Origin of the sequence: Streptomyces sp. CB02414, from assembly GCF_001905385.1 — a bacterium.
In the GTDB taxonomy this organism is placed as follows: Bacteria; Actinomycetota; Actinomycetes; order Streptomycetales; family Streptomycetaceae; genus Streptomyces.
Genome location: NZ_LIPF01000015.1, coordinates 101,755 through 113,621 on the forward strand (window position 1 = coordinate 101,755; position 11,867 = coordinate 113,621).

The 11,867-nt window shown below is 74.5% G+C and carries 7 protein-coding genes; 1 reads left to right on the forward strand and 6 read right to left on the reverse strand.

Features of this window, described 5'->3' with window-relative positions; all coding sequences use genetic code 11:
• Window positions 1-93: 93 nt before the first annotated feature.
• The 3 genes from AMK11_RS35220 to AMK11_RS35230 all read right to left on the reverse strand — a co-directional run bounded on the left by AMK11_RS35220 (window position 94) and on the right by AMK11_RS35230 (window position 2,733).
• Window positions 94-336: a hypothetical protein gene (locus AMK11_RS35220; protein ID WP_073732204.1), complete on the reverse strand. Its 243-nt coding sequence runs from the start codon at window positions 334-336 to the stop codon at window positions 94-96.
• A 103-nt stretch (window positions 337-439) separates the two neighbouring features.
• The gene (locus AMK11_RS35225; RefSeq protein ID WP_073732205.1) at window positions 440-1,570 is read right to left on the reverse strand and encodes an effector-associated domain 2-containing protein; all 1,131 of its coding nucleotides are present in this window, start codon (window positions 1,568-1,570) and stop codon (window positions 440-442) included.
• Window positions 1,567-2,733 carry a hypothetical protein gene (locus AMK11_RS35230; protein ID WP_073732206.1) on the reverse strand — a complete coding sequence of 389 codons (1,167 nt, stop codon included), beginning with the start codon at window positions 2,731-2,733 and terminating at the stop codon, window positions 1,567-1,569. Before AMK11_RS35230 ends, AMK11_RS35225 begins: the two co-directional genes overlap by 4 nt.
• 178 nt (window positions 2,734-2,911) lie before the next feature.
• Here AMK11_RS35230 and AMK11_RS35235 point away from each other — a divergent pair, with 178 nt between their 5' ends.
• Window positions 2,912-4,228 carry a cation:proton antiporter gene (locus AMK11_RS35235; protein ID WP_073732207.1) on the forward strand — a complete coding sequence of 439 codons (1,317 nt, stop codon included), beginning with the start codon at window positions 2,912-2,914 and terminating at the stop codon, window positions 4,226-4,228.
• Between the two features lie 173 nt (window positions 4,229-4,401).
• Here AMK11_RS35235 and fxsT read toward each other — a convergent pair whose 3' ends face one another.
• From fxsT to AMK11_RS35250, 3 genes are read right to left on the reverse strand one after another with little or no spacing between them, the layout of a single operon-like run.
• Window positions 4,402-9,021 carry an FxSxx-COOH system tetratricopeptide repeat protein gene (fxsT, locus tag AMK11_RS35240; protein ID WP_073732208.1) on the reverse strand — a complete coding sequence of 1,540 codons (4,620 nt, stop codon included), beginning with the start codon at window positions 9,019-9,021 and terminating at the stop codon, window positions 4,402-4,404.
• Window positions 9,022-10,119 carry an AAA family ATPase gene (locus AMK11_RS35245; RefSeq protein WP_073732209.1) on the reverse strand — a complete coding sequence of 366 codons (1,098 nt, stop codon included), beginning with the start codon at window positions 10,117-10,119 and terminating at the stop codon, window positions 9,022-9,024.
• Window positions 10,116-11,663 (reverse strand): VMAP-C domain-containing protein, encoded by a 1,548-nt coding sequence (locus AMK11_RS35250; protein WP_073732210.1) that lies wholly within the window; start codon window positions 11,661-11,663, stop codon window positions 10,116-10,118. Before AMK11_RS35250 ends, AMK11_RS35245 begins: the two co-directional genes overlap by 4 nt.
• Between the last annotated feature and the right edge of the window lie 204 nt (window positions 11,664-11,867).

Genomic DNA, 11,867 nt, shown 5'->3' on the forward strand with positions numbered 1-11,867 from the left:
CATGCCCGAAGCCCGGCGGGCACACGGTCCCGTCGGGTTCCGTCGCCGTCGGGGTCGGACGCGATGAGCTCTGTCGTCGGGTGCGGGCGGCGGCTATTCGGCCCGGGCGCCGCCGCCACCGCCCTCGCTGCCCCCTCTGACGCCACCGCGGGCGCGCAGGACCTCTTCGAGCAGGCGGGCGGTGGGGGCGAGCGGCGTGAGACCGTCCACGGCGGTCAGGGGCACCGCCGCGACGTCCGCCAGGTCCGACTCCCAGACGGCGTCGGCGCGCCCGGGGGCGGCCGGTCGCGCACGGGCGGCGGCTTCGGCATGGCGCAGAGCGGGCGGCTGATCCAAGATGCTCCCCCTTCTCGCACGGTGGCACTCGATGCCCCGCGTCTCTTTCCATCATGGCCATTTGAAGGCATGTCGAAAACCGTACGATCACGCCACCCGATCATCACCTGGTGTGCGAGCGTCCCGCGGAGTCCGCCAAATCCCTTATCGCATCGGCGAGTTCGCCTTTCCGTTCAGGATCGTCGTCGACGGTCACCACGGCGTCGTACAGATCCCACAGCGCCTGCGGGCGGCGTCTGAGGAGCCCGCCCAGGATGCCGGCCGCGTCCGTGCGCGCCTTGGTGTGACGGGGAAGTGTCCCGGTGACGCCCGGGTCCAGCGCGGCGACCACCGTCTGCCGCTCGGCCGGGTCGCTCATCAGCGGATAGGCCAGGAGCGCGTCCACGGCCCGCAGCAGCGGAGAGGCCGGCCGCTCCCGGCCGCCGGGCGCCCCCGGGACGAGGACCTCGGTGCGTTCGGGGCTCTGCAGCCGGATCTCGGGATACTGCAGAGTACGACCCGCTTCCCTGAGGGCTGCGATACGCGCTCGTACGGCCGGAAACAGTTCCTCCGGATCGGGCGGCGCGGGCAGTACGGCCGCCCGGTCGGCCAGCAGGGCGAGCAGGACGTCGGAGAACAGACCCGTCGCGCGCACCGGGTCGTTGGCCGCGGTCCGGCCCCGTCCGGCGGCGCGTAGCACGGTCTGCCGGTGCGCGGTGCCGCGCCTGCCGACCGGCAGCGCGTCCGGCGGCAGCGCCTCCCGGAAGGCGAGCGCCTCCTCGAAGGTCTCGCAGGCGTCCACCAGCCACAACTGGTCCGCGAGGCCCGGCACCGCGTCCCCGGCGTAGCGTTCCAGCGCGGAGTCCAGGTCGATGCCCAGCTTGTCCTCGGTGGTGGCGTCCGCGCAGAACAGCCGCAGGTGCCCGGCCCGGTCGAGGACGCCGTGCCCGCCCCACCAGACCCAGAGCACCTCGCCCCGGGCGGTCGGCAGTTCGCGTACGAGCTGCCGGCGCAGCGTGGCGTGGTCGGCGGGGGCGTAGGGGATTTCGGGGACGTACGGCGGCAGCGGCGCGAGGTGGAGGCGGATGTTGGCGTCCGGTACTCCGGCGGCGCGCAGCAGGCGGTGGAAGCGGACGGCGTCGCGGGCGGGTCCGGGCAGGTCCCAGCCGGGGCCTGCGTCGTAGGTCTCGACGCCGACGACGAGGGCGTGCACGCGGGCGGGGTCCACGGCCGGGGCGGGCGTCGGGCCGGTCACGGGAGCCGGTCCGCGATGGCCCGGTACACGGCCGGATCGGTCCAGTAGGCACTGTGCGCGGCGGGGAACGGCTGGCGGCTGTCGACGGCCACGTCGGTGACCCGGCCGGGGAACAGGCCGGCGCCGAGGTAGGAGAGCAGGTCCCGGGGGTCGTAGAGGTTGAGCCAGTCGGGGACGTGGGCCGGCAGGGGCTCGGGGTGTTCGAGGGAGGGCAGGGACCCGGACTCGTACAGGAAGGGCGCCTGGGAACCGGCGGTGACCAGCAGCCTGACCTGGGGCAGCGGGGTGAGGACCAGGGTGTCCAGGGCGATGATGCCGCCGAGGCTGTGGGCGACGATCGCGACGGGCGGCTCCAGTCCGGCGATCAGGGTGCGCAGTCCCGCGCGGACCGCCTCGCCCCGGCTGAGGTAGCGCAGGACGTCCCCGGCGGCGGGGTGGGCGGCCTCCGTGAGGGCGCGGCGGCGGCGTACGACGGCGCGGGAGGCCGCGGAGCCCGCGACCCGCAGTGCCAGGGAGCGCACGCCGCGCTCCGTACCGCGGGCGGGTGCCCCGAGAGCGGCGGCGAGCCGGCCGGCGACGGCGTCCCGGGTGGCGCCGCCGGGCACGAGGGGCGCGTCCGAGTCGAGGAGGCCGGCGACGACCCGGGCGGTCAGGCAGCGGGCCGCGACCTCGGCGAGGTCGTCCGCGGCGAGGGAGACGGCCGCGGCGGTGAGCAGCGGGTGGGCCGCCAGGTCGGCGGCGGCGCGGGCCAGGCCGGGGCCCAGCTCGGCCGCCGGTCCGTCGCCCTCGGCGGCGAGGGCGGCCAGCCGGGTCCGTAGGTGCTGGTCCGGTGGCAGGGTGCCGGGCGGCAGTTCCGCGGCCGGGGGCGAACCGGCGGCGACGAGCGCCAGTTCGGCGTACGGGTCGGCGTAGAGGGCCGCCCAGCCGGCGGTGTCGTCGTCGCCGGGGGCGTCCGCCTCGAGCGGGCCCCGGCCGGTGCCCGAGGCGGGAGGCAGGCTCGCTCCGCCCGCGGCCAGCACGGCTCCGTGTTCGCCGCCCCAGTAGTACGGCACGACGCGCAGGCCGTCGCGCAGTGCCGTCACTCCGACGGAGAAGCGCCCCGCCAGCGCAGAGAAGCCCGGTTCGCGCACTCCCGTGCCGTGGATGAAGACGACCGCCGTCATGTGCCCCCCGTGACCCTGGTGATTCTCCGTGTACGACTTTCGATGGACCGTCAGATCGTTTCTATTCTAGGCAAGTTGGAGCGCGTTCACGGGAACGCTTCGAACGCGGGGCCGCCGAACAGCGGACCGCCGGACATGTCTGCGGGCCGGACGGCCACCGGACCAACGGGGGGACAGGATGAGCCCTGACGCGCTGATCACGCACTTCGTGGGGGCGTCGGCCCTCGTGCTGGTGGCCGCCCACGCGGCCGGCTGGCTGGCCCGGAGGCTGAAGCAGCCGTACATCGTGGGCCAGTTGTCGGCGGGCATCGCGCTCGGGCCCTCCCTGCTCGGCACGGTGGCTCCGGACGCGTACGCGACGCTGTTCCCCGCGGAGATCGGGACCGCGCTGACCGGCTTCGCGCAGTTCGCGCTGGTGGTCTTCCTGTTCGCGGTGGGCTACGAGCTGGATCTGAAGATCCTCGGCGACCGGGCCCGCACCTCGCTGACCGTGGCCCTGGCCTCCTTCGTGGTGCCGATGGCGGTGGGCTGCGGGGGCGCGCTGCTCTTTCGGGAGCAGCTGCACGGCCTGGGCATGCCGCGCGACCCGTCCCCCGCCATGGTGGTGTTCGCCGGGATCGCCCTGTCGATAACGGCGGTGCCCGTGCTGACCGCCATCGTGCGGGAGAACGAACTGTCCCGGTCCGTTCCCGGGGTGGTGGCGGTGTCCGCGGCCGGGGTGCTGGACGCGGTCTGCTGGACGGTGCTGGCCGCGGCGCTGATGGACGGCGGCGAGCCGACGGCGCCGGCCTGGCCGTGGCGGGTGGCGCTGGCCGCCGGCTTCGTCACCGTGATGCTGCTCGCGGCCCGGCCGGTACTGCGCCGGCTGCTGTGGCGGACGCGGCTGGAGCCCTCGCTGCGGCTGGCGCTGCTCATCGGGTTCGCCCTCGGGTCGGCCTGGGTGACGCACTCCCTGGGCCTGCATGTGATCTTCGGTGCGCTGCTCGCGGGGGTGGTGGTCCCGCGTGAGGAGGGCGGCACGCTCGATCCGGACCTGCTGCGTCCGCTGCACGAGGTCAGCTCGCTGCTGCTGCCGTTCTTCTTCGTGCTCTCGGGTCAGTCGGTGACGCTGAACGGCATGGACGGCACGGGCTGGGCCGTCCTGCTGGTGGTGACGGTGCTGGCGGTGGTGACCAAGGTGGGCAGCGGGACGCTCGCCGCCCGGCTGGGCGGACTGGACCGGCACGACGCGCGGACCGTCGGCGTGCTCCTCAGCGCACGGGGCCTCACCGAGCTGATCGCCCTCGACGCCGGCCTGCGAGCGGGCCTGCTCTCCCCCGCGCTGTACACGGTGCTGGTCCTCATGGCCCTCGCCACCACCCTGTTCACCCAGCCGCTGCTGCTCCTGACCCGCCGCCTGGCCGAACGCGACCACGCCCGCCGGTCTCCCCCGCCCCGCCTCACGTCCCCGCCCTCCCAGGACGGCACGACGACGGCACCGGCGGACCTGGGCTGAGCCCCGCCCCCGCACCGGGGCAGCGCCCCCTTCCCTCCGACCCACGTACCGCCGGACACCACCTGCCGGGCGCGCCCGGCACGCCGCACGCACCGAACCGCGGCGCACTCCGCACTGCCCGGCCGTACGCCGCGTCTCAGGCCGGGCCCGGCACCCCGCCCGACCGCCGGAGGCTACAGCGGCATCGGAGCCATGTCGCACTCGATGCGCCGGCGGCGGCGTGCGGCGGTGAGCCAGGGGTGGTCGGCGCGGACCTTCTCGGTGAAGCCCTCGACCGCCCGGCGCTCCAGTTCGTCCGCCTCCGCGCCGCGGCCCAGGCCCCGCAGGTCGAGCGCGAGGTTGGCGGTGCAGGCGAGGGTGAGCGGGTGGTCCTCGCCGGCGACCTCGGCGAGCAGCGGCAGGTTGGCCTCGTCGATCTCGCGGGCCCGGTCGAAGTCCAGCCGGGCGTAGGCCGTGCTGGCCTGTCCGATGGCGGTGGTCAGCGTGGTGATGTGCCGCTCCCCCACCGTCTCGGCCAGCCGGCGGGCCGCGTCGTCCTCCTCCTCCTGCGCGCTGTCCAGGGCGCCGAGGCTCCGCAGCGTGGCAGCCAGGTTGGCCCGGGTCAGCAGGGTGCACAGGTGGTTGGCGCCGAGCCGCTGCTCGTAGCGCCGGACGGTGTCCTCGGCGAGCTGCCGCGAGCTGTCGAGGTCGCCGGCGAGACGCCGGTCGACGGAGAGGTTGGTCGCGGTCGCCAGCGAGTCGAAGTGGTCGCTGCCGTACCGGTTGACGAAGCGCCGCAGCGTCTCCTCGGTGAGCTTGGCCGCCTTGTCGACCGCCCCGTCGCGGCGCCGGCAGACCGCGAGGTTGCGGGCGATGCGCAGGGTGAGCGGGTGCTCGTCGCCGAACGCGGTGCGGGCCCGCTGGTACACGTCCTCCTGGAAGTCGCGGGCGCCGGGGTAGTCGCCGCCCTCGCGCATGTCGATGGCCAGGCCGTTGAGGGTGTTGAGGGTGAAGAAGCTGGCCGGGCCGAACAGCAGGTCGCGCAGCCGGGCGTTCTCCTGGTCCAGCGGCAGCGCCTCGCGGAACTCCCCGACCAGCCGGAGGTCGACGCCCCACGAGTGCGTCGCCCGCAGGGTGGCGGGGTCGTCGGTGCCGAAGAGGGACCGGGCCAGTTCGGTGGCCTCCCGGCTGACGCTCCGTCCCTCCTCCAGCCGGCCCTGGTAGCGGCGGGCGTCGGCCATCTCGCACAGGGAGTCGATGAGTTCCTCCGGTTCGACCTCCAGCCGGCGGGAGGTCTCCAGCGCCTTCTCGATCAGCGGGATCGACTCGGGCACCTGCCCGGTCTGCCGCAGCAGGAAGGAGAAGCTCTTCGTCATGCGGACGACGTGGATGTCCTCCTCGCCGGAGGCCGCGAGCCAGCGGTTCCAGGCCTCCCGCGCGAAGTCCGCGGCACCCTCGTGGTCGCCCCAGTAGTAGAGGAACCAGACGGTGTCGGCGACCAGGTCCCGCACCCAGGTGTCGGAGCTGCTCACGGCCTGCGAGGCCAGGACGTGGGGCAGCAGCGCCTGGTAGGCGGGCCATTCGAGGGAGGAGCCGTACGGGCCCGGCTTGGCCGCGGAGAGCAGCTGGTGGGCGGCGCCGCGCATCCGCTCGCGCTCCTCCTCGCCGAGCTTGGCCAGGAGCACGGTCTGCAGCAGGCGGTGCATCTGCAGGGTGTCGGCGCGCGGGTCGACCCTGATGAGGGAGAACTGGCTGAGGTCGCGCACCGCGCGGTTCAGCCGGATCGACTGGCGCAGCAGCGGGTCGACCTCGGGCGTGATGCTGACGCCCCGGCTGCCGCGGAGGATGGAGCGCGGAATGGGCTCCGGGGCCATGCTGGCGCAGATGTCGAGGAGCTGGCGGGCGCCGGGGTTGTTCTGCTGGATGCGCTCCAGCGAGAGGTCCCAGGCGGCGGCGACGGAGACCGGGTAGTCGGGTGCCGGGTCGAGTTCCAGGATCTCGGGGCTGCGCTGGGCGAGCAGGTCGAGGTACTCGTCGACGAGCATCCCGGTGACCGCGCGCCAGGCGCCGGCCTGCTCGACGGCGAGCGGCAGGTCGCCGAGGGCCTCGGCGAGCCGGTCGGCGTCCTCGGTGCTCAGGTCGGGCGAACGCTTCTGGAGCAGCTCGATGGACTCGGAGCGGTCGAAGACGTTCACCGGCAGCGGGGTCGCCACGCGTTCCCAGGCCCGGTTCCGGGAGGTGACGATGACCTTGCCCGGCCCGTTGGTGGGGAAGTACTGGCGTACCGCCTCGACGTCCTCGGCGTTGTCGAAGACGAGCAGCCAGTCGTTGAACGGCGTTCCGTTGCGCAGTGCCTCCAGCACGGCGGGGACGGCGGTGTTGGCGGCCGGCGCGCCCACGCGGTCCTGGCTGGACGGGGCCACGCCCAGCTGGGCGGCGAGGTTGCCCAGCGCGGCCAGGATGAGGCTCTCGCGTTCGGCGGGGATCCAGCAGATCACCCTGTAGTCGTGCTGGTGGGTGTAGATGTACTCCAGGGCGAGCTGGGACTTGCCGACGCCGCCGAGTCCGTGCAGCGCGTGCGGGAGGACCGCGGCCGTGTCCTGGGCACCCAGTTGCTCCTCCACGGCCGTCAGCAGTCCCTGCCGGCCGACGAACGAGGTGTTGCGCAGGGGCACGTTCACCAGCATGGCGGGCGTCGCGGTCGTGGTGCTCTGCATGAGCTGCTCAGCCTCCGGGGCTTCGGGTGGGGTGGCGTCGGTTACCAGGGGCGGCACGGGGTCTCCAGGTTCGTCGGCGTTGTTCGACGCTGGATCCCTGCCTGCTCGGCCGCCGGATGATCCCCCGCCGCCCGCAGGGTTCACCTCAGTGGGTGTACCCGGGGGCAAACCGGTGCCCACCCGTTCGGCCGCACCGGACGGCGGGCGCCCGGAGAGTCGGGGTTCGATGCGCCTGGCCCGGTCGGAGTAGGGGCCCGAGAGGGCGCGCATCACGGCCAGTTCGCTGCGTGCCCAGCCCCGTTCGGCGGGGTCGGGCAGGGCGGCCCCGGCCGGGTCGTGCAGCGCGGCGCGCAGCGCGACGCCGCGGGTGCCGGCGGCGGGCAGCTCGCCCACCATGCTGACGGTTCGGGCGAGTTGGCTGCGGGTGGTGGTGGCGAGCAGTGCCTCGCGGACGCCGTCGGCGAACTCCGGGCGGCCCTCGCCGCCGCTGTCCCAGTCGATCAGCCCGCCCATGAGGATCTCGGCGAGGTGGTCGGGCCCGGTCTCCGGCATGGTGCGGCGCCGCAGCTGCTCCACGAGATCGAAGTCGAAGGGCACGGCTGCCAGTTGGGTGGCGAGCCGGCGTGCGGCCGGAGTGGCGAGGGTGAAGAAGCGGCGCACGGCGGCGGTGGCGGCGCGCGGCAGCCGGGGCGCGCGCAGGCCTGGCGCGGGCGCGCCTTTGGCGAGCGCGCCGGCGAGCACGACGGGCAGGGACCGGCGTACGCCCCGCTCGCCGGTGACGAGGTCGGCCCAGGTGCCGAGCGAGCCGGGTTTGAGGGAGAGCACGGGCACCGGCAGTGAGCCGTCGCCGGCCTCGGGCAGGGGCCGCAGCGGGTCGGGGCCGCCGGGCGGCGCCCAGTGGCCGAGGCCTTCGTTGGGGGCGCCGAACCCGCCCGCCTCCAGGACCGCCTGGTACGGGTAGAGGGAGGTGCGGTGTCGCAGGTGGGGCGGCAGCAGGTGGACGAGGGCCGTGGGACCGGCGTGGCCGAGACGGCCGAGCAGGTCGTCGGCGGCCTGGGCGGCCCAGCCGTGGGCGAGCCCGTCGGTGACGACGAGGAAGACCCGGCCGCCCCGGCCGTCGAGGAGTTCGGCGGGGTCTGCGGGGGCGCGGTCGTCGGGGCGGCGCAGGGTTGCGGTGCCGGTGCGCGGCAGGTGCACGCGGACGGCGCGGACGCCGCGGAAGGCGCCGCTGTGTTCGGCGGCCTCGGTGAGGCGGGCGCAGGTCTCCTGCCAGATGCGCATGGTCGGGGCGTCGTCGACGAGCAGCACCAGGTCGAAGGCGGTGGCCCGGGCGGGCCGCAGGAAGGGCAGCCAGAGGCCGTCGGACACGCCCTGCTCGGCGGTGGCCTCCTCGTCGAGCTCCAGGGTGTGCCGGGAGGGGATGCGCCGGGCCAGCCGGTGCAGGGCGCGGGCGAGCAGCGCGGTGGTGCGGCCGGGACCCGGCTGGGGGCGTTCCTCGACGGGCAGCAGCGGGCGCCCGATGTGCAGCGTGAAGGTGCCGTCCGTGTCGGGTAACAGCCGTCGTCGCGTGCCCTGTTGGGAGGGTGCGGCATCCCGGGGGCCGGGGCCCTCGTGGAGACCGGGCGGCGGCGCGGGGTCGGCGGGGGTGCCGGGGGTGGTCGGCCGCGGGGCCGTTCCGGGGGCGGTGGAGTCGGCGGTGCCGGCGCCGCCGTCGGTCGCGGACGGATCGGGCGGACTCTCGTCCTCCGCTCCGGTTCCGGACTCGGTTTCCGCCCGCGGGGGACGCGGGTGCGCGCGGGCGGGTGCGGGCTCGGACTCCGGTTCCGGACGGCCGCCGTCCGGGCCGCCGTGCCGGTTCCAGTAGGCGGCGAGCCAGACCGCCTCGGCGACCTCCCGCCAGTGCGCGTCGGACGGTTCACTCCCGTCCTGGTACGGCTGGTCGCGGGCGGACGCCTGCCGGGCCGGGGCAGCGCCGGGCGCCGCTCCGTACCCGTTCGCGCCTTCGACGGACTCGGGGAACGCCGACGGAGGCGACGTCCCTGATACGGGATCACCGTCGCCCGGTCCGGATGCGCGCTCCCTGGGAAAGCCGGTCATTCAGCGGCCCTTCGCGAGGTCGCGGAGCAGCATTTCCACGAGCTTACGCCCGTCACCGGCCGCCTGGAAACCACCCGCGGTAGTCATCTGGACAGCGTTGAGTAGCTGATCCAGGGAGTGGGTGCCGCCGGAGCGGATCCGTCGTACGAATTCGCCCACCAGGTCCTCGGTGCCCTCGGGCCGCACGCCCAAGTGCCCCTCCACCAGGGCGAGCAGCTGCTCGTGGTCGGGGGTGCGCAGCTCCAGGGGCAGGCAGCGGCGGCGGAAGGCCGCGGGGAACTCGCGTTCTCCGTTGCTGGTGATCACCACGACCGGGAACTCCCGGCACTCGACGCGCCCGTCCCGCACCAGCGCCTGGCCCGCGGGATCGCTGGTGTGCACGCGCGCGGTCTCCGCGGCGTCGCGCACCAGCTCCGGGACCTCATAACTTCCGTTCTCCAGTACGTGCAGCAGGTCGTTCGGCAGGTCGATGTCGCTCTTGTCGAGTTCGTCGACGAGGAGCACCCGGGGACGATCGTAGGGCAGCAGGGCGGTGCCCAGTGGGCCGAGGGTGATGAAGTCCCCCAGTACGGGCGGGAGTTGGCGTTCCGATGATACGACCGCCGGGTTGACGCCGTCCGGTTCGTCCGCCGCGGCGGCCGCGACCTCAGGGGTGACCGTGCCGCGCAAGCCCGCCTGCCAGGCCGCGATGGCCTGCGCGCGGCCCATCGCGTCGTGGACGTAGAGCCCGTCCCGCAGGGTGGTGCGGCTGACGATGTTCCACTCCAGGACCCGGCCGAGGCCCAGTTCCCTGGAGATCACGTAGGCCAGTGTGGACTTGCCGATGCCGGGCGGGCCGGTGATCAGCAGTGGCCTGCGCAGCAGCAGTGCGGCGTTGACGGTGTCGATCTCCTCGGGGCCGAGCTGCGGGGTCACCTCGCCGGGGCCCAGCCTGCGCACCGCCGCCTCCGGCTCGTCCGGCGGGGCGGGCTGGGCCGGTGTGCCGAGGAACCGTCGCCAGGGCGGCGCCTGGGGCAGCGGGGGCGCGACGGCCGGCGGCCGGCCGGTGCCGTGGAACACGCGCCAGCCGTTCGGGGACGTCTGCTCCTGCGTGCTCATGCCGGTGCCTCCTCGTCGGCGAGATCGCCGGGTTCGATGGTGTGCATGTCGACGATTCGGGTGGGATCATCCCAGAAGAACCCGATGTGCCGCCCCAGGAGTCTGCCCGGGCCCTGCTGGTTGAGTTCGGCGCTCCGCCGCAGCCGGTGGATGGCGACCGGGATCTGTCCGGGCGTCGGCACCGACGCGAAGACGGCCGTCACCACTTCGCGCCGCTCCTCGGGAAAGGCCCCTCTGCGGTCCCACACCGCCAGTCCGATGCCCTCCGCTATGGCGGCCTTGAGCGCCTCCATGGCGGAGAGGCCGGCCGGGGCGTCCAGCACCACGGCGGTATGCCTGGTGTCCCCCGCGAGCGTCGCCTGCCACGCGTCGAGCCGCCGCGCGTCCGGCTTGGTCCAGCCGTGCACGCCGACCCCGTGCTGCCGCAGCGCCTGCCAGCGCTCCTGCCACTGGTGCCGGACCAGCGCGTCGTCGGTGCGCATCCGCTCCAGACTCCGTAGGTGCACGCCGTACTTCAGCCCGAGCGGCAACGGCCGCCCGTCGCCGATCCGGTACGTCAGACTCGCCACATCGTGGTTGAGGAGGTCGTACGGAAGGACGAACTCCACGTACGCCGGCGGCCGGCCCTGTCCACCGCCACCGGCCTCCTGCGGCCCGCCCCAGAGCCGGGCGCCCTGCCGCAGCGCGTCGTCCACGGCCGGGCCGAGGTCCTCCAGGGTGGTCACCGCGGGCGCTCCGGGCTGCGGGTCCCAGTGACCCGGCGCGGTGTTGAGCCAGGGCCGCACGACGACGTCGTCGGTACCGTCGCGGGCCGGCTCGACGGCGACGATCAGGCAGCGGGGGACGTCCGGGTCCCGCACCGTCCGCGCGCGTGCCTCCCGGCGCCGTTTCAGCTCGGGGGCCAGTCCGGCCCGCCCGGCCCACTCGTCGACCCAGCCGCGCAGCGCGGCACGGTGGCCGTGGGCGGCGGCGAGGGGGACCGCCCGGTCGAGGAGGAGGACGGCGGGCGGCAGGCCGTCCGGCTGGGCGTTCCAGGCCAGTACGTGGAGGAAGAGCTGGTCGGGCAGGAGGCCGGTGGGCAGGTCGAGGCCGCTCAGTTCCTCGACGAGGTCGTCGCGCAGCGTTCCGGCGGGCAGTTCGCCCCCGGCGAGTACGGCGCGCGCCGCGCTCTCGTCGTCACGGCCGAGCGGACCCGGCGGTGCCTGAGGCGCGGAGGCCGGTTCGGCGGTGACCAGCCGGAGCACCTCGTCGCCGGCGGGGCCCCCTTCGAGGATGCGCACCACGTCGGCGAGTACGCGCTCGCCGCCCGTCACGTTCAGGGCGGCGCGGACCAGGACGACCACGTCCTCACGCTGCTTGACGCCGCGCAGGTCGACGGCACGCCCCAGCTGTCCTTCGAGCAGCGAGGCGAAATAGACGCGCCCCTGGGCGTCCTCCGTGCAGCCGAATCCGCACAGGACCTCGGTCAGCTCCAGCAGCAGTGCCAGTCCCCGCGCCTGTCCGGAGTCGTCCTCGGCTCCGCCGAATCCCGCGCCTGTCTCCACCGACTGTCCCCCATGAGTCGGTACGTTGCCTGACCGACCTGCGAAGTTAGCACGGCAACTGACGGTTCACCAGGGACTCTTGAGGTCCCGGGGCACAGCGTCCGGCCGAGGTGCCCCCTGAGAGGCAACTCGGCCGAAAACAGGTGCTAGATGTGCTGTCCCGCGACGTTGGTGACACGCCTGCTGGGTGCTTGAACAGGTGAG

Coding starts and splice junctions, on each gene's coding strand:
- AMK11_RS35230 (WP_073732206.1), bottom strand. CDS start 2,733: ATGACGGCGGTCGTCTTCATCCACGGCACGGGAGTGCGCGAACCGGGC.
- fxsT (WP_073732208.1), bottom strand. CDS start 9,021: ATGACCGGCTTTCCCAGGGAGCGCGCATCCGGACCGGGCGACGGTGAT.
- AMK11_RS35245 (WP_073732209.1), bottom strand. CDS start 10,119: ATGAGCACGCAGGAGCAGACGTCCCCGAACGGCTGGCGCGTGTTCCAC.
- AMK11_RS35235 (WP_073732207.1), top strand. CDS start 2,912: ATGAGCCCTGACGCGCTGATCACGCACTTCGTGGGGGCGTCGGCCCTC.